Source organism: Streptomyces sp. MMG1121 (assembly GCF_001280015.1).
Lineage (GTDB): Bacteria > Actinomycetota > Actinomycetes > Streptomycetales > Streptomycetaceae > Streptomyces.
Genome location: NZ_LGDV01000164.1, coordinates 1 through 18,431, shown reverse-complemented (window position 1 = coordinate 18,431; position 18,431 = coordinate 1). Strand labels below are relative to the sequence as shown.

General features: G+C 71.5%; 14 protein-coding genes. 13 read left to right on the top strand and 1 reads right to left on the bottom strand.

Features of this window, described 5'->3' with window-relative positions; translation table 11 throughout:
- Positions 1-130 precede the first annotated feature (130 nt).
- Positions 131-667 (bottom strand): HNH endonuclease, encoded by a 537-nt coding sequence (locus ADK64_RS15400; RefSeq protein ID WP_053659184.1) that lies wholly within the window; start codon positions 665-667, stop codon positions 131-133.
- Between the two features lie 327 nt (positions 668-994).
- Here ADK64_RS15400 and ADK64_RS15395 point away from each other — a divergent pair, with 327 nt between their 5' ends.
- From ADK64_RS15395 to ADK64_RS15330, 13 genes are all read left to right on the top strand, one after another.
- Positions 995-2,107, top strand: a complete 1,113-nt coding sequence (locus tag ADK64_RS15395) for a mechanosensitive ion channel family protein (RefSeq protein WP_053659182.1) — start codon at positions 995-997, stop codon at positions 2,105-2,107.
- Between the two features lie 377 nt (positions 2,108-2,484).
- Positions 2,485-3,696 carry an ROK family transcriptional regulator gene (locus ADK64_RS15390; protein ID WP_053659179.1) on the top strand — a complete coding sequence of 404 codons (1,212 nt, stop codon included), beginning with the start codon at positions 2,485-2,487 and terminating at the stop codon, positions 3,694-3,696.
- A gap of 60 nt (positions 3,697-3,756) precedes the next feature.
- Positions 3,757-5,100 (top strand): ABC transporter substrate-binding protein, encoded by a 1,344-nt coding sequence (locus ADK64_RS15385; RefSeq protein ID WP_078992673.1) that lies wholly within the window; start codon positions 3,757-3,759, stop codon positions 5,098-5,100.
- A 3-nt stretch (positions 5,101-5,103) separates the two neighbouring features.
- The gene (locus ADK64_RS15380) at positions 5,104-6,045 is read left to right on the top strand and encodes a carbohydrate ABC transporter permease (protein ID WP_053659178.1); all 942 of its coding nucleotides are present in this window, start codon (positions 5,104-5,106) and stop codon (positions 6,043-6,045) included.
- A 2-nt stretch (positions 6,046-6,047) separates the two neighbouring features.
- On the top strand, positions 6,048-6,941 hold the full coding sequence (locus ADK64_RS15375; RefSeq protein ID WP_053659175.1) for a carbohydrate ABC transporter permease: 894 nt from the start codon (positions 6,048-6,050) through the stop codon (positions 6,939-6,941).
- A 7-nt stretch (positions 6,942-6,948) separates the two neighbouring features.
- A complete protein-coding gene (locus ADK64_RS15370; RefSeq protein WP_053659173.1) occupies positions 6,949-8,214 on the top strand; it encodes a 6-phospho-beta-glucosidase in 1,266 nt (421 codons plus the stop codon).
- The gene (locus ADK64_RS15365) at positions 8,205-9,176 is read left to right on the top strand and encodes an N-acetylglucosamine kinase (protein WP_053659171.1); all 972 of its coding nucleotides are present in this window, start codon (positions 8,205-8,207) and stop codon (positions 9,174-9,176) included. The genes ADK64_RS15370 and ADK64_RS15365 overlap by 10 nt, the downstream gene beginning before the upstream one ends.
- Before the next feature lie 153 nt (positions 9,177-9,329).
- Positions 9,330-10,763: a hypothetical protein gene (locus ADK64_RS15360; protein ID WP_199829623.1), complete on the top strand. Its 1,434-nt coding sequence runs from the start codon at positions 9,330-9,332 to the stop codon at positions 10,761-10,763.
- Between the two features lie 14 nt (positions 10,764-10,777).
- Positions 10,778-11,809 carry a glutamate ABC transporter substrate-binding protein gene (locus ADK64_RS15355; protein WP_053659169.1) on the top strand — a complete coding sequence of 344 codons (1,032 nt, stop codon included), beginning with the start codon at positions 10,778-10,780 and terminating at the stop codon, positions 11,807-11,809.
- A 43-nt stretch (positions 11,810-11,852) separates the two neighbouring features.
- Positions 11,853-13,133, top strand: coding sequence for a hypothetical protein (locus ADK64_RS15350; RefSeq protein WP_053659167.1), 1,281 nt, complete (start codon positions 11,853-11,855; stop codon positions 13,131-13,133).
- Positions 13,130-15,607, top strand: coding sequence for a serine/threonine-protein kinase (locus ADK64_RS15340; RefSeq protein WP_078992672.1), 2,478 nt, complete (start codon positions 13,130-13,132; stop codon positions 15,605-15,607). Before ADK64_RS15350 ends, ADK64_RS15340 begins: the two co-directional genes overlap by 4 nt.
- 3 nt (positions 15,608-15,610) lie before the next feature.
- Positions 15,611-16,864 carry a PP2C family serine/threonine-protein phosphatase gene (locus ADK64_RS15335; protein ID WP_053659161.1) on the top strand — a complete coding sequence of 418 codons (1,254 nt, stop codon included), beginning with the start codon at positions 15,611-15,613 and terminating at the stop codon, positions 16,862-16,864.
- Positions 16,865-16,944: 80 nt separating this feature from the next.
- Entirely contained in the window at positions 16,945-18,285 is a 1,341-nt protein-coding gene (locus tag ADK64_RS15330; RefSeq protein ID WP_053659159.1) for a vWA domain-containing protein, read from the top strand.
- Positions 18,286-18,431 lie beyond the last annotated feature (146 nt).

Here is an 18,431-nt window from a genome sequence, read left to right as displayed (position 1 = left end):
CCGGTCGGTGCGGTGGCGGTGCGGCTGGCCGGCTGGACGTCCCGGCCGGTCGGTCGTACGGGCGGCACCGGGGCCGGACACCCCGTGGCCGTGTGCCGGGTGACCCGGGGTGTGCGAAGGCCCGGACCGACTACGCGGAAATGCCGTCGATCCGGGCCATGGCGTCGTCCGCGCCGTACGGCTGCAAGTAGGGCAGCCAGCGCGGATCCCTATGTCCGGTGCCGATGATGCGCCAGGCCAGTCCGGTCGGCGGGGCGGGTTTGTGGCGCAGGCGCCAGCCCAGTTCGACGAGGTGGCGGTCGGCCTTGACGTGGTTGCAACGGCGGCAGGACGCCACCACGTTGTCCCAGACGTGCTTGCCCCCGCGGCTGCGCGGGATGACGTGGTCGACGCTGGTTGCGACGCCACCGCAGTACATGCACCGGCCTCCGTCGCGTGCGAAGAGCGCACGGCGGGTGAGAGGAACGGGCCCCCGGTAGGGAACCCGCACGAATCGCTTGAGCCGGACCACGCTGGGTGCGGGGACTGTGACGGTCGCGCTGTGCAGATAGGCGCCGGATTCCTCGAGGGAGACGGCCTTGTTCTCCAGGACGAGGACGAGCGCGCGGCGAAGCGGTACGACGCCGAGCGGCTCGTACGACGCGTTGAGGACCAGGACATGCGGCACGGGGGCCTCCTTGGGCGTCGGCGGCGCGTGGCTCGCGCCGGGACGATCTGCAGTCAGTCTCCCCTCATGCCTGGTGAACGCGCCACCATGTCCCGGTAACGGGCTGGGAGTGTTTTCGACCACATCCGATACATCCCCCGGTTGACAGGCTGTTCAAGCCAGGGTGAGCCGTGTCTCTCCTGCGCCCCTCCTTGGCGGATCCGCGCTGGGCACGCACAATGCCCCGTTAGTGTGGTGGTCCAGTCCGTCCGGTGACCTTTTCGTGACCTTGCAATCCTTGACCGCCCCACCGGTACGGACGTGTGCAGCACCTTGGAGGTACCTGCCGTGTCGTCCTTGCCCGTCGTCCTCCTGGCCGCCGGTGCGTCGCCGACCTCGACCCCGTCACCCTCGGGATCGACCGCGCCGGCCGTGCCCTCGCTCCAGGACGCCCAGGAGAGCGCGACGAACGCGGCGAGCTGGGTCGAGCAGAACTGGTCGACGTGGCTCGCGATGGGTCTGCAGATCCTGCTGATCGTGGTCGTGGCGGTGGCGCTGCGTGCGGCGGTGCGGCGCGCGATCACCAAGCTGATAGAGCGGATGGGCCGCACCGCGCAGGCCGTGGACGGCACCGCGCTGGGCGGGCTGCTGGTCAACGCCGAGCGGCGGCGGCAGCGGTCGGCGGCAATAGGCTCGGTGCTGCGCTCGGTGGCGAGCTTCCTGATCATGGGTACGGCCGCGCTGATGGTGCTGTCCACCTTCAAGATCAACCTGGCACCGCTGCTCGCGTCCGCCGGTGTGGCCGGTGTGGCGATCGGTTTCGGCGCGCGCAACCTGGTCACGGACTTCTTGTCCGGCGTGTTCATGATCCTGGAGGACCAGTACGGCGTCGGTGACGTGATCGACGCGGGTGTGGCGACCGGCGAGGTGATCGAGGTCGGGCTGCGTGTGACCAAGCTGCGCGGCGCGGACGGCGAGATCTGGTACGTCCGCAACGGCGAGGTCAAGCGGATCGGCAACCTCTCGCAGGGCTGGGCGACGGCCGGGGTCGATGTGACGGTCCGGTCGAACGAGGACCTGGACAGGGTCAAGGAAACGCTGGACCAGGTCGCCCAGCACATGAGCAAGGAAGAGCCCTGGAACGAGTTGCTGTGGGGCCCGATCGAGGTGCTCGGCCTGGACTCGGTCCTGATCGACTCGATGGTGGTGCGGGTCTCGGCCAAGACGATGCCGGGCAATTCGCTGAAGGTCGAGCGGGAGCTGCGCTGGCGCATCAAGCGCGCGTTCGACGCGGCGCACATCCGCATCGTGGGCGGCACGACGGCGGTGGAGGACGTCGAGGACACCCCGGACCCGACGGCCACGATGGCGGCCCCCTCCGCCTACTCCAACGCGGACTCCCCGCAGACCAAGGCGGCGGCGCCGATACCTCCGCAGCCGCCCACGGCCACCGGCAAATAGCGAGCGGAACGGTTCAGCACCCGCGTTCCAGTGAACAGGTGGGGCATTCCGGCGCCCAGGGCGCACGGGGTGCCCCATTGTTGTGCCGGTCGCTCTGCCGGTCGTTCTGCCGGTCGTTCTGCCGGTCGGCGCCCCCTCCCCCTCCCGGCGCCCTACCCCGCCCTCGACACCACCCCCTTCCCCGACAACCGGGCTCCCGGACCAGCGGGCCCCCGAGGTAACGACTCCGTTTCCTCGGATGCGTTGTCTATTGACGCCCCCTTCGTCCTGGGCTTACGTTCCTCCCACCCCAATAGGAAAGTTTCCTAACAGTGATCTTCTGGACGTTCCGGCCAGGTCACTGGAAAGCTGGGCGGCTGGAGAGGCAGGTGTCGACCATGGCAGGAACCGCCGGTACGCCGGGGACCCCGCGCGTCCTGCGCGCCATGAACGACCGCGCCGCCCTGGACCTGCTGCTGGAGCACGGACCGCTGTCGCGCACCCGGATCGGGAAGCTCACCGGCCTGTCCAAGCCCACCGCCTCCCAGCTGCTGGCCCGTCTGGAGGCGGCCGGTCTGGTCCGGGTCACCGGCACCAGCGAGGGCCGGCCGGGCCCCAACGCCCAGCTGTACGCCGTCAATCCGACGGCCGCCTACGCCGCCGGGCTCGATGTCACCCCGGAACGCATCCGCGCCGCCGTCGCCGACATCACCGGGCGGACCGTGGGCGAGTTCGCACTGCCCACCCCGGGACGGCATCCCGCGCAGCCCGTCGTACGGCAGGTCACCGACGCGCTCGACGGTGCCGTCAAGGCGGCCGGGCTCGCGCGGGCCGATGTGCACCGGCTGGTCATCGGCACCCCGGGCGCCTTCGATCCGGGCACCGGGCGGCTGCGCTACGCCTCCCACCTGCCCGGCTGGCACTCCCCCACCCTGCTGGACGAACTGGCCGCCGCCCTGCCGATGCCGGTGGAGTACGAGAACGACGTCAACCTCGTCGCCCTCGCCGAACAACGGCTCGGGGCCGCCAGGGGCCACGCGGACTTCGTACTGCTGTGGAGCCAGGAAGGGCTCGGCGCCGCCCTGGTCCTCGGCGGCCGGCTGCACCGCGGCTGGACCGGCGGGGCCGGCGAGGTCGGCTTCCTGCCGGTGCCGGGCACGCCCCTGGTGCGCCAGGTGACCAAGGCCAACAGCGGCGGCTACCAGGAGCTGGCCGGCTCCCAGGCCGTACCGAAGCTGGCCCGTGAACTCGGTATCCCCGACCTTCCGTCGGGGCCGTACACCGAGGTCGCCGCGGAACTCGTCGCCCGCGCCGCCGACCACGCCGCCGGACCCTACCGGGAGCTGCTGCAGACCTACGCGACCCGGCTCGCCACCGGTCTCGCCTCGCTCGTCTCCGTCCTCGACCCCGAACTCGTCGTCCTCAGCGGCTCCGCCCTGGCGCCCGGCGGCGAGGTGCTGCGCGCCCTCGTCCAGGCCGAGCTGGAGGAGCTGGCGGCGGCCCGGCCCCGGCTGGTCGTCGGCGACGTCCACGAACACCCCGTCCTGCGCGGCGCGTTGGAGTCCGCCCTCGTCACCACCCGCGACGAGGTCTTCGACACCTCGCGCTGAACGTCGAAGCCCCGCAGTTCCTCTCCTCTCTCACCCACCCCGTCCCTGGGAGACCTCGTCATGCCCACAGCCATACCCGAAGTCACCCGAAAGGCGGCCCTCGCCGTCACCGCCTCCCTCGCCCTGCTCACCACCGCCTGTACGGGTCAGTCCGGATCCGGTGCCACGGACGACGCGTCGAAGGACACGACGATCAACTTCTGGCACGCCTGGAGCGCCCCGAACGAGGTGAAGGCGGTCGGCACACTGATCGCCGGCTTCGAGAAGGCGCACCCCAACATCCACGTGAACGTCGTCGGGAACATGACCGACGACAAGATCAACCAGGCGCTGCGCTCCGGCGGGGACAAGGCGCCCGACGTGATCTCCTCCTTCACCACCAACAACGTGGGCAAGTTCTGTTCCTCGGGCGCGCTGGTCGATCTCAACCCGTTCTTCAAGAAGTCCGGGATCGACCCGGAGACGACGTTCCCGAAGACGATGAACGAGTACACCCAGTTCGACGGCAACCGCTGCACCGCGCCGCTGCTCGGGGACGCCTACGGTCTCTACTACAACAAGACGGAATTCAAGAAGGCGGGCATCGCGGGCCCGCCGAAGACCTGGTCCGAATTCGAGGCCGACGCCAAGAAGCTGACCATTTCCGACGGGGACTCCTACAAGCAGCTCGGGTTCATGCCGGACTACCACGGCTGGGAGACCACCACCGAGCACTACTTCGCCCAGTTCTCGCCGACGTACTTCGACAAGGACGGCAAGTCGAACCTCGCCAAGGACCCGGCCTTCGAAAAGGGATTCAGCCTCCAGAAGCGGCTCGTGGACGAACTCGGCGGATTCCAGAAGCTGGAGAGGTTCCGGGCGACGCTGGGTGACGAATGGGGCCCCAAGCACCCCTTCCACACCGGCCAGGTCGCCATGCAGCTCGACGGCGAGTGGCGGCTCGGGATGGCCGAGGCGGCCAAGCCGGGCTTCGAGATCGGCGTCGCCCCGCTGCCCGTGCCCGACGACCAGGCGGGGCAGTACGGCAAGGGCTACATCACCGGCACCATCACGGGCATCGCCGCCACCAGCCACAAGCAGAACGCGGCCTGGGAGCTGGTGAAGTACATGACCACGAACACGGACGCGGTGGTCGGCTTCTCCAACGACCTGCACAACGTGCCGTCCACGCTCGCCGCCCTGAAGTCGCCGCAGCTGAAGTACGACCCCCGCTTCAAGACGTTCCTCGACATCGCCGCCAACGCGAACTCGACCACCACACCCGCCTCCCTCAACGGCGGTGTGTACCTGGTGACGATCCAGCAGTTCGGCTACGACTACGAGAGCGGCAAGGTGAAGGATCTGAAGTCCGGCCTGCGGAAGACGGCCGCGCAGATCGACACGGACATCGCGCAGGCGAAGTAGCCGATGAGTACGGTCACTCTGGCGTCCAAGCGCCGCCGGTCGGCGCTGCGGACCCTCGCCTTCATGTCGCCCTGGCTGATCGGCTTCGCGGTCTTCTTCGCGTACCCGCTGATCTCGACGGTCTACTTCTCCTTCATGCACTACGACGGCTTCAGGCCGCCGACGTGGAGCGGGGGCAAGAACTGGGCCTACGTCTTCGAGCACTACCCGCTGTTCTGGCCCGCCCTGCGCAACACCCTGTGGCTGGTCGTGGTGATGGTGACCCTCCGGGTCGTCTTCGGACTCGGCATCGGGCTGCTCATCACCAAGATCAAGACCGCTACGGGGGTCTTCCGCACCCTGTTCTACCTGCCGTACCTGGCCCCGCCGGTCGCCGCGACCATGGCCTTCGCCTTCCTGCTCAACCCCGGTACGGGCCCGGTCAACTCGATCCTGGAGAAGGTCGGCATTCCGGCGCCGGGCTGGTTCAACGACCCCACCTGGTCCAAGCCGGCGCTGACGCTGCTGGCGCTGTGGGGCATCGGCGACCTGATGGTCATCTTCATGGCCGCGCTGCTGGACGTACCGACGGAGCAGTACGAGGCGGCCGAGTTGGACGGCGCGTCGGCGTGGCAGCGCTTCCGGTACGTGACGCTGCCGAACATCTCCCCGATCGTGATGTTCGCGGTCGTCACGGGCGTGATCCAGACCATGCAGTACTACACGCAGCCACTGATCGCGGGGAAGGTCGCCTCCGGCGTGATCCAGGGCGCGGGCACCCAGTTCGAGCCCGGCTACCCCGACAAGTCCACGCTCACCCTCCCCCAGCTCGTCTACAACCTCGGTTTCCAGCGCTTCGACTACGGCTCCGCGTGTGTCGTCGCCCTCGTCCTCTTCGCCCTGTCGATGGTGTTCACCGCCTTCCTGATGCGGCGCCGGGGCGGTCTCATCCAGGCAGGTGACTGACCATGACCCACGTACTGGACAAACCCGTCAAGACGGCACCGCAGGTGTCCGGGGCCGAGCGCACCGCGCGCCGCAGGGCACTGCTCGAATGGATCGCGGTCCACTCCCTCGGGGTCGCCGCCGCGCTGTTCTTCGTCCTGCCCTTCGTGTTCGTGTTCCTGACCTCGCTGATGAGCGACAGCCAGGCGCTGAGCCGGGATCTGATCCCGCACACCTGGGAGTGGGGCAACTACCGGAAGGTCTTCGACACTCCCGGCTTTCTGACCTGGTGGAAGAACACGCTGATCTACGCCGGACTCGGCACCGTGCTGACCGTGGTGTCGTCGATCCCGGTGGCGTACGCGCTCGCCAAGTTCCGCTTCCGGGGCCGCAATCTGTCCCTGATGCTGGTCATCTCGATGATGATGCTGCCCCCGCAGGTGATCATCATCCCGATGTACCTGTTCTGGGCGAAGCAGCTGGACCTGTCCGGCACGCTGTGGCCGCTGATCATCCCGATGGCGTTCGGCGACGCGTTCTCCATCTTCCTGCTGCGCCAGTTCCTGATGACGATCCCGAACGAGTACCTGGACGCGGCGAGGGTCGACGGCTGCGGCGATCTGCGCACGCTCGTCCGGGTCGTCCTGCCCATGGCGAAGCCGGGCATCTCCGCGGTGGCCCTCTTCCAGTTCTTCTACGCCTGGAACGACTACTTCGGCCCGCAGATCTACGCCTCCGAGAACCCCGGCGCCTGGACCCTGTCCTACGGCCTGGAGTCCTTCAAGGGCGCCCACCACACCGACTGGAACCTCACCATGGCCGCGACCGTGCTGGTCATGGCCCCCGTGATCCTCGTGTTCTTCTTCGCCCAGAAGGCGTTCGTCGAGGGCGTCACGCTCACCGGAGTAAAGGGTTGAACTAGCTATGAAACTCACCGTGGTCGGCGGCGGCTCGACCTACACCCCCGAACTCATCGACGGCTTCGCGCGCCTGCGGGACACCCTGCCCATCGAGGAACTCGTCCTCGTGGACCCGGCCGCCGAGCGCCTGGAGCTGGTGGGCGGCCTCGCCCGCCGGATCTTCGCCAGGCAGGGACATCCCGGCCGGATCGTCACCACCGCCGACCTGGACGCGGGAGTCGACGGCGCCGACGCCGTGCTGCTCCAGCTGCGCGTCGGCGGCCAGGCGGCCCGCGAGCAGGACGAGACCTGGCCGCTGGAGTGCGGCTGCGTCGGCCAGGAGACGACGGGCGCGGGCGGGCTCGCGAAGGCCCTGCGCACGGTTCCGGTGGTGCTGGACATCGCCGAGCGGGTCCGCCGTGCCAACCCGCGCGCGTGGATCATCGACTTCACCAACCCGGTCGGCATCGTCACCCGCGCCCTGCTCCAGGCCGGGCACCGGGCGGTCGGGCTGTGCAACGTGGCGATCGGCTTCCAGCGCAAGTTCGCGCAGCTGCTCGGCGTGGCCCCGGCGGACGTCCACCTCGGCCACGTGGGCCTCAACCACCTCACCTGGGAGACGGGGGTGCGTCTCGGCGGCCCGGAGGGCGCGAACGTCCTGCCCGAGCTGCTGGCCGAGCACGGCGAGGCGATCGCCGACGACGTCCGTCTGCCCCGCCCCCTGCTGGACCGCCTGGGCGTGGTCCCCTCCTACTACCTGCGCTACTACTACGCCCACGACGAGGTCGTCGGCGAACTGCGCACCAAGCCCTCCCGGGCGTCCGAAGTCGCCGCCATGGAACGCGAGTTGCTGACCATGTACGGCGACCCGGCCCTGGACGAGAAGCCCGCGCTGCTCGCCAAGCGGGGCGGCGCCTTCTACTCCGAGGCGGCCGTGGACCTGGCGGCGGCCCTGCTGGGCGGCGGCGGCAGCCCGTACCAGGTGGTGAACACGCTCAACCAGGGCACGCTGCCCTTCCTGCCGGACGACGCGGTGATCGAGGTCCAGGCGGCGGTCGGACCAGGCGGTCCCTCCCCGCTGCAGGTCGCGGACCTGGACCCGCTCTTCTCGGGTCTGGTCGCGAACGTCACGGCCTACGAGGACCTGGCCCTGGAGGCGGCGCTGCGCGGCGGCCGCGACCGCGTCTTCCGCGCCCTGCTCGCCCACCCCCTGATCGGCCAGTACGCATACGCCGAGACCCTCACCGACCAGCTGATCGCACACAACCGGGAGCACCTCGCGTGGGCCTGACGTCAACCGTCCTCGCCGTGGACGCGGGGAACAGCAAGACCGACGTGGCCGTGGTCACCGCCGCCGGGGAGGTGTTGGCCACGGCCCGCGGCGGCGGCTTCCGGCCGCCGGTGGTCGGGGTGCCGGCGGCGCTGGACGCGCTGGCCGAGCCGATCGGGCGGGCCTTCGCGGACGCGGGCGTCACCTCCGTCTCCCATGTCTCGGCCTGTCTCGCCAACGCGGATCTCCCCGTCGAGGAGGAGCAGTTGGCGACCGCGCTGGAGGCGCGCGGGTGGGGCGCGTCGGTGGAGGTCCGCAACGACACCTTCGCGATCCTGCGGGCGGGCGTGGCCGAGCCGCGGGGCGTGGCCGTGGTGTGCGGCGCGGGCATCAACTGCGTCGGTATGCGCCCCGACGGCCGTACCGCCCGCTTCCCGGCCATCGGCCGCATCTCCGGTGACTGGGGCGGCGGTTGGCACCTGGCCGAGGAGGCGCTGTGGTACGCGGCCCGGGCCGAGGACGGCCGGGGCGGGCCGACGGACCTGTCCCGCACGCTGCCCGGGCACTTCGGGCTGCCGACGATGTACGCGCTCATCGAGGCACTGCATCTGGAGCACGTCGGCCACGACCGCCGGCACGAGCTGACCCCGGTGCTGTTCGCGACGGCCGCCGAGGGCGACCCGGTGGCCCGCACGATCGTCGCCCGGCTCGCGGAGGAGGTCGCGGTGCTGGCGACGGTGGCACTGACCCGCCTGGACCTGCTCGGCGAGCAGACGCCGGTGCTGCTCGGCGGCAGCGTCCTGACGGCCGGTCACGCCCTGCTCGACGAGGGCATCCGCGACCTGCTGACGGCCCGCGCCCCCAAGGCCGACGTCCGCGTGGTCAGCGCGAGTCCGGTCCTGGGCGCGGCCCTGCTGGGCCTGGACCGGCTGGCGGCGGGGGCGGCGGCGCAGGAGCGGGCCCGGGGGTACTGGGAGCGGTAGGCGGCAACCGGACCCGGCGGAACCGAACAGCTGCGCGGGGCGTATTCATGTGGGGCGCACACTGCGATCCAATCAAGATCCAGTGAAGGCCGGTGCGGATACCGGTGCGTGCCGCGATACTGGGCGGCGACGAAGGACCCTGGGGGAGGTCGAGTGACACACCCGCCGAGAAGCAGCACGGCACCGCCACCGGCGGGCCCCGGCCTGCCCGCCGCGCCCGGCATCCCGGCCCAGCCGGGCCGTCCGGCGCCGCTGGGCTCCCCCGCCCCGCCGGCCCGGACCGCGTTCGCCGAGGGCGTCGACCGGCTGCGGGCCGCGGCCACCACGGAGCCGGGCCGGCTGCGGATCATCGGTGCCGTCCTGGCGCTGCTGGTCGTGGCGTTCGGGGCCAGTGCCGCCTGGCAGGCCGACGCGCGCTCGGCCGCCGCCGACGACGTGCTGCACCGCAGCCAGCCGCTCAGTTCGGGCGCGGCCGACATCTACCGCTCGCTCGCGGACGCCAACACGGCGGCCTCCAGCGGCTTCCTGGCCGGCGGTCAGGAGACGGCCGCCTCCCGGACGCGGTACGAGACGGACATCAGCACGGCCGCCTCGGGCCTGGTGACGGCCGCCGCGAACGCCGAGCCCGGCTCGGCCTCCGAGGCCACGATCGCCAGGCTGAACCGGCTGCTGCCCGAGTACAAGGGGCTCGTCGAGCGGGCCCGGACCTACAACCGGCAGGGCTATCCGGTCGGCGGCGCGTATCTGCGCTACGCCAACGAGAAGATGCAGAAGGAGATGCTCCCGGCGGCGGAGGATCTCTACACCACGGAGAACGGCCGGCTCGACGCCGACTACGGCGACGCCACGCCGTATCCGTGGGTCGCGATCGGGCTCGGTGTGCTCGCGCTGGCCGGGCTCGGCTGGGCCCAGCACCGCACCTACCGGCGCACCAACCGGGTCCTCAACCACGGCCTGGTCGCGGCCTCCACCGCCACGGCGGTCGCCCTGCTGTGGCTGGTCGTCGGACACGCGGTGGCCCGTTCGGAGCTGAACGGCTCCTACGACCACGGCATCCGCTCGCTGACCGTGCTGCACGACGCGCGGATCGCCTCCCTGAAGGCGCGCGGCAACGAGAACCTGAGCCTGGTGTCGCGCGGCGCCGAGACCGTCACGGTCGACGGCAAGCAGTACGACACCTACTACTACGACTTCGACAAGGACATGGCCGTGCTCGGCAAGGGCCTGACCGAGGCGGCGCAGCTCGCCGACGACCAGGGCGGCAGCGCCCCGGTGAAGTCGGCCGAGAGCAACATGGCGGTGTGGAAGCAGCGGCACACCGCGGCCCGCACCGAGGACGAGAACGGCAACTACCAGCAGGCGCTGGACAAGGTCATCGGCGCCAAGGGCGCCACCGGCGAGTGCTTCGACGGGGTCGACGGCTCGCTCGCCCGGGCCATCGACCACGAACAGTCGGAGTTCCAGCGGGCCGCGCAGGACGGCCGGGACGCGCTGGCCGGGTTGCCGGCGGGCGCGGCCGTGCTCGCGGTGCTCGGCGCGGCCGGTGCGCTGGCCGGCGTCGGACGCAGACTCTCGGAGTACCGGTGACAGGGGGCAGGACGATGTACGCGAGCCGTGTACGGGCCTCCCTGCGGGGCTGGGGCGGAGTCGGCGCGATGGCGGTGCTGTGCGTGCTGGCGCTGGCCTTCGTCCTGCTGCTGCCGTACACCCAGCAGGCCCGGCACCCCGCGCAGCGCTCCGGGCAGCCCGTCGCCGACGGCGTCCAGGCCCGCTCCGGCAGCTGCAAGGACGACGAGGCGCAGGACCAGACCCTGTCGCCGTCCGGCGCGGACGGGCCGACGATCGACGCGATCAAGGCCCGTACGGGTGAACGGCGCAAGCTGATCGTCGGCGTCGACCAGAACAGCTACCGCTGGGGCTACCGCAACCCGAACACCGAGGGCGCGGAGCTGGAGGGCTTCGACATCGACCTGGTGCACCGGATCGCGCAGGACATCCTCGGCGACCCGGACGCGGTGCAGTTCAAGGCGATCCCGACCAGCCAGCGCATCTCGGCGATCCAGGACGGCCGGGTGGACATGGTCGTGCGGACCATGACGATCACCTGCGACCGGCTGTCCCAAGTCGCGTTCTCGGCGCCCTACTTCAAGACCGGTCAGCAGGTCCTCGCGCCCAAGTCGTCCCCGGTCACGGGCTACAACTCCACGCTGGCGCACCAGAAGGTGTGCACGGCGGCCGGTTCGACGGCGTACACCAAGCTGGACGCCGACAGGAAGAGCGGCGCCCTGCCGGCCTCCACCGACATCTCCACCACCGTCCCGAACCAGCTGGACTGCCTGGTCAGGCTGCAACTCGGCGAGGTGGACGCGGTGGTGACCGACGGCGCGCTCGCCGCCAGTCAGGCCGCGCAGGACCCGACCGTCGAACTGAAGGGCGCGGCGTTCACGACGGAGTACTACGGCGTGGCGATGAAGAGGGACGCCACCGATCTGGTACGCCGGGTCAACCGCGTCCTGGTGGACTACCGCGCGAGCGGCTGGCAGCAGTCGTACGACACCTGGCTGTCGGCGACACTGGGCAAGGACTCGACGGCGTCGAAGCCGCCCGCACCGCAGTACCTGCGGACCAGTTGAGACAGATTCGACCGTGGACACACACAGCAGCGAGAGGTGATCGATGGGCGTCACGGACCCCGCCGGGCCGGTAATGGACCGGGACGAGGTGGACCGTGCGCTGGCGCGGCTCGGCCAGGAGCACGAGGCGATCGAGACCTCGCTGCTGGCCCTGCAGGACCACGCGGGCCGCAGACTCCTCGAAGGCGCCGAACTGACCGGTGTCACCAAGGAGCGCTGGCAGGCCGCCGAGGACCGGATCACCCGGCTGTGGACGTACTTCGACGCCTACGCGGCCGCACTGCGCTCCGCCGGTGAGATCCGCGCCCGGCGCCGCTGGTCCAGCCGCGAGGACCTGGTCGAGCTGACGGGGCTGCTGCGCGGCGAGGCGGTGACCGTCGCCGGCGGCGGGAGCGGCAGGCTCAGCGAGAGTTTCTCGCTGACCGCCCTGGTGGACCGGATGAACGAGCTGTACGCGACGAGTTTGGACCTGGTCGTCGCCGCCGACGCGGTGTGGTCGGCGCTGCCCGCCCGGATCGATTTACTGGCCGCCGAGCTCCAGCGCACCCGCAAGCTGGCGCACTCCGTCGGCGTACGCCCCGGCGAGCACCCGGCGGGCGACGACCTGGAGCGGATCACGCGCACGCTGACGAAGCTGCGCGCGGACGTGGTCTCCGACCCGCTCGCCTTCTGGGTGCCGACCGCGGGCAGCTCGGCGCCCGGCGGGGGCCGTCCGGACACCAGGGTGTACGACCGTGAGGCGCGCGCCCTGGAGGACGTGCGCCGGGAGATCGACGCCGTGCTGACGGTCCGGCAGGACGCGGAGACGCGGCTGATCCGGCTGCGGGACGTGCTCTCGCGCGCCGACCGCACCCTCGCCGAGGCGCGCACCGCGCGCGGCGAGGTGCTGGCGAAGATCGCCGCGACCGAGGTGCCGGTGGTCAGCGGTCCGCCGACCGTGCTCCAGGAGCAGCTGGCGGCGGCCGCCGAGTACCGCAGGAACGCGCAGTGGCACCGTCTCTCCCCGCTGCTGGAGTCGCTGGAGGAGAAGGCCGAGGACGAACTGCTGCGCGCCCGCGAGTCGTTGACCGCGGTGACCGCGCCGCTCGCCGTCCGTGCCGAGCTGCGCGGACGGCTCGACGCGTACAAGGCGAAGGTGGCCCGGCACGGGCTCGCGGAGGACCCGTTCCTCGTCGAGCGGTACGACGCGGCCCGCCGCATGTTGTGGAGCGCGCCCTGCGACCTGCGGGTGGCCGAACAGGCCGTGCTGCGCTACCAGCGGCTGGCGGCCGATCTGCTCGGCGGGCCGGGCGCGCCTGAGGACCGTAAGGGGGGCCAGTCATGAGTCAGCCGGGGCAGAACTGTCAGCGGCCGGGCTGCGAGGGGGCGTACGAGGACGTCGGCGGTGGCGAGCTGTACTGCGACACGTGCGGGCTCGCGCCGGTCGTCTCGGTTGGGGGTCCCCCCTCGGGGGGAGGCATGGTCGGCTCGCCGCCCACCGGGGTCACCAAGGGGGCGGTGGAGAGCGGCAGTTCGCGCAGTTCCCGGTCGTCCTCCCAGTCGTCGAAGTCGCGCCGCTCGGTGTCCGGGCGGCTGTCGCGGTCGGCGTCGGGCGCGTCCACCGCACGGTCGGTGTCGGTGCGCAGCTCCGGTTCGTCGTCGGGGTCGTCGACGCGCGGGCGGCTGGGCGCCGGGCTGGTGAGCGTGCCGCAGGTGCCACGGCCCGACCCGCGCGCGATGGTGCTGGAGAACCCGGAGGTGCCGGAGCGCAAGCGGTTCTGCTCGCGCGCGGACTGCGGGGTGCCGGTCGGGCGGGCCCGGGGCGAGCGTCCGGGCCGCACGGAAGGTTTCTGCACCAAGTGCGGGCACCCGTACTCCTTCGTGCCGAAGCTGAAGGCCGGGGACGTCGTGCACGGCCAGTACGAGGTCGCGGGCTGTCTCGCGCACGGCGGGCTGGGCTGGATCTACCTCGCCGTGGACCGGGCCGTGTCCGACCGCTGGGTGGTGCTCAAGGGCCTGCTGGACACCGGCGACCAGGACGCGATGGCGGCGGCGATCTCCGAGCGGCGCTTCCTCGCGGAGATCGAGCACGCCAACATCGTGCGGATCTACAACTTCGTCGAGCACCTCGACCAGCGCACCGGCTCCCTCGACGGCTACATCGTCATGGAGTACGTCGGCGGCAAGTCGCTGAAGGAGATCGCCAACGCCCGCCGCACCCCCGACGGCCGCCGTGACCCGCTGCCGGTGGAGCAGGCGTGCGCGTACGGCATCGAGGCCCTGGAGGCGCTCGGCCATCTGCACAGCCGGCACCTGCTCTACTGCGACTTCAAGGTCGACAACGCCATCCAGACCGAGGACCAGCTCAAGCTGATCGACATGGGCGCGGTGCGCAGGATGGACGACGAGGAGTCGGCCATCTACGGCACGGTCGGCTACCAGGCGCCGGAGGTGGCCGAGGTCGGCCCGTCGGTGGCGAGCGACCTCTACACGGTGGGCCGCACCCTCGCCGTGCTCACCTTCGACTTCCAGGGCTACACCAACGTCTACGCCGACTCCCTGCCCGACCCGGACACCATCGAGGTCTTCCGCCGCTACGAGTCCTTCTACCGGCTCCTGGTGCGCGCCACGGATCCCGACCCGGCCCGCCGCTTCGGCTCCGCGCAGGAGATGGCCGAGCAGCTGACCGGGGTGCTGCGGGAGGTCGTCTCGCTGCAGACCGGACAGGCACGGCCCGCGCTGTCGACGCTGTTCGGGCCCGAGGTGAAGGTCACGGACCGGGAGTTGTTCCCCCGGCTGGACGGGGACGTGTCGCGGCTGGGCACACGGGCCGTGGGCAGGACCGCGCCCGCGGCCCCGGCCCTGCCCCCGGCCGCCCTGGTGAAGCCCGTCGACACGCCTCCCGCCGCGCTCGCCCTGCCGGTGCCGCTGGTCGACCCCGGCGACCCCAACGCCGGTTTCCTGGCGGGCCTGCTGGCCTCCGCGCCGGCCGAGCTGATCAGCGCCCTCGACGCGGCACCGGCGCAGACCGTGGAGACCCGGCTGCGCCAGATCCGGGCCCGGCTGGAGAGCGGCGAGCAGCAGACCGCGCTGATGAGCCTGGCCAAGCTGGACGAGGAACGGCCCGACGACTGGCGGGTGGTGTGGTACCGGGGCCTGGCCGCGCTGGTCACCGGCGACTTCGAGGGCGCCGCGCTCGCCTTCGACGCGATCTACGACGCGTTCCCCGGCGAGACCGCGCCCAAGCTGGCGCTCGGCCTGTGCGCGGAGGTGCTGGGCCAGCTGGACAACGCGGCCGAGTACTACCGGCTGGTGTGGGCGACCGATCCGAGCTTCGTCAGCGCGGCCTTCGGGCTCGCCCGGGTGCGGCTGGCGGCCGGGGACCGGGGCGGTGCCGTCCACACCCTGGAGTCGGTGCCGGAGTCCTCGATCCACTTCACGGCCGCCCGGGTCGCCGCCGTCCGGGCCCGGCTCAGACAACGTACGGCGAGCGCGGCCGACGTACCGTTCCTGGACGACCTGACCGCCGCCGCGGGCCAGGTCGAGGCGCTGGACGCGTACGGTCTGGACCCGGCGCGACGCGAGCAGTTGGCGGCGGAAGTCCTCGGCTCGGCGCTGGACTGGATACTCTCCGGGGGCCAGGGCACTTCGCCGGCCGCCGGCGGGCGGGTGCTGCTGGGCAGCGGTCTGGACGAGCGGGGCCTCCGCTTCGGTCTGGAGCGCGCCTACCGCACGCTGGCCCGGCTGGCGCCCGGCGGCGAGGAGAGGATCGAACTGGTGGAACGGGCCAACCGTTACCGCCCCCGGACGTGGGTGTAGTTGATGTCGCAGATGCCCCAGCAGGCCGCACTGTCGAAGTGCCCGAGCTGCGCGGAGCCCGTGGAGTCGGGTGACCTCTTCTGCGGAGCGTGCGGATACGACCTCTCCGTCGTGCCCGCGCCGCCGCAGGACCATCCGACGCTGACCATGACCACTCCCGAGCCGGCGGGCTTGGGCGACACGCCTGCGCACGGGCACGAGCACGGCTCCGGGGTGCGTTTCGACCGGCCCGAAGACCCCGAGGAGTACCCGTTGCAGGCACCCGACCCGCGCGCGGCCGCCGACGCCGCAGACGCCACCGGTGCCGTACCGGCGGCTCCCGACGCGCCAGAGGCGGATCCGTCGCAGGTGTGCGTGGCCTGCCGGGCGGGCCGGGTGGACAGCGACGGCTACTGCGAGAACTGCGGGCACGCCCAGCCCCGCGAACGCGACCACGTGGAGCGGGAGTCGGGCCCGGTCGCCGCCGTCAGCGACCGCGGCCTGCGCCACCACCGCAACGAGGACGCCTTCACCGTCGGCCACACCGCGCTGTCCGACGGCACCCCGGCCACCCTCGCGATCGTCTGCGACGGCGTCTCCTCGGCCACCCGCCCCGACGACGCCTCCCTGGCCGCCGCCCGGACGGCCGGGGACGCCCTGCTGGCCGCCCTGCCGCGCGGCACGCACCCGCAGGCGGCCATGCACGAGGCGATCGTCGCCGCCGCCCAGGCCGTCGACGCGCTCGCCGGGGAACCGGCCACGGCCCGCGAGCACACCCCGCACCAGAACGCGCCGGCCTGCACGATCGTCGGCGCGATCATCGCCTCCGGACTGCTGGTGGTCGGCTGGGTCGGCGACAGCCGCGCCTACTGGGTGCCGGACGACCGCACCGCGCCCGCGGCCCGGCTCACCGAGGACGACTCCTGGGCCGCGCAGATGGTCGCCGCCGGCCTGATGAGCGAGGCCGAGGCGTACGCCGACGAGCGCGCCCACGCGATCACCGGCTGGCTCGGCGCGGACGCCTACGAACTGGAGCCGCACACCGCCTCGTTCAAGCCGGACCGGCCAGGCGTCGTCGTGGTGTGCACCGACGGCCTGTGGAACTACGCCGAGACGGCCGAGGAGATGTCCGAGGCGGTGCCCGCGGACGCGGCCCTGCGCCCGCTGCACAGCGCCCGGGTCCTGGTCGGCCACGCCCTGGACGGCGGTGGCCACGACAACGTAACAGTGGCCGTCCTGCCGTTCCCGGCACCGCCGCAGGGGGCAGGATCGGCCTGAGGCCGCGGGCCGGAGGGGACCGGTCCGTTCACAGCCATCGCCCTGCCTCGGCAGGGCGGTCGAGGGGGATTTGAGTACGCATGGCCAATTTCTCGAAGTCGAACGTGCCGCAGTTCTCCATGGACGTCTACCAGAACGAGTACCTGCCGGAAGGCGGGCGCGAGGTCAACGCGATCGTCACGGTGACGGCGACCGGCGGGGGCACGATCGGCAGCGCCGCGTCCCACGTGTATCCGCAGGGCAGCGGCCCGTCCGCCGCCGTGGCGCTCATGGTCGACTGCTCCGGCTCCATGGACTACCCGCCGACCAAGATGCGCAACGCCCGCGACGCCACGGCTGCCGCGATCGACACCCTGCGCGACGGCACGCACTTCGCGGTGATCGGCGGCACACATGTGGCGAACGAGGTCTATCCGGGCGGCGGGCGGCTCGCGGTCGCCGACGCCACCACCCGCGAGCAGGCCAAGCAGGCGCTACGGCGGCTCAGCGCGGGCGGGGGTACGGCGATCGGCACCTGGCTGCGGCTCGCCGACCGGCTGCTGTCCGTGCCGGACGTCACCATCCGGCACGGCATCCTGCTCACCGACGGCCGCAACGAACACGAGTCGCCGGAGGATCTGCGGGCGGCGCTGGAGGCGGCTGCCGGACGCTTCACCTGTGACGCGCGTGGCGTGGGCACCGACTGGGAAGTGAAAGAAGTCACAGGGATCGCCTCCGCGCTGCTGGGCACCGCCGACATCGTCGCCGACCCGGCGGGCCTGGCCGCCGACTTCACGCGGATGATGGAGACAGCGATGGGCAAGGAGGTCGCCGACGTCTCCCTCAGGGTCTGGTCGCCGCTCGGCACGGCCATCCGCTTCGTCAAGCAAGTCGCCCCCACCGTCGAGGACTTGACCGCCCGCCGCACCGAGGCCGGGCCGCGCGCCGGGGACTATCCGACCGGCTCCTGGGGCGACGAGTCCCGCGACTACCACCTGTGCCTGGAGGTCCCGTCCGCCGACCTGGGCCAGGAGATGCTGGCCGCCCGGGTGTCCCTGGTCGTCCCGCAGCCGGACGGCTCCGTCCAGAACCTGGGCGCGCAGGGCCTCGTACGGGCGGTGTGGACCGACGACATGACGGCCTCCACCGCGATCAGCCCCCAAGTCGCCCACTACACCGGGCAGGCCGAACTGGCACAAGCCATCCAGCAGGGGCTCGACCTTCGCAAAGCGGGCGATTTCGATGGAGCAACCGCCAAACTGGGGCGTGCTGTTCAGCTCGCGAGTGCCTCCGGGAACGCGGATACTGCGAAACTGCTTGCGAAGGTGGTGGACGTGGTCGACGCCGCGACAGGTACTGTGCGGTTGAAGACGAGGGTCGCGGAGGCGGACGAGATGACTCTGGAGACCCGGTCCACAAAGACTGTTCGTGTAAAGAAGTAACCCTGGAAACGTAGGAGAAGGGGAAGCACCGACATGCCGACCTGCCCGAACGGACACCAGTCGGGTTCCGACGACTGGTGCGAGGTCTGCGGTCACCGCATGGCCGGTGCCGTACCTCCGCCCCCTCCCCCGCCGCCCCCGGCCCC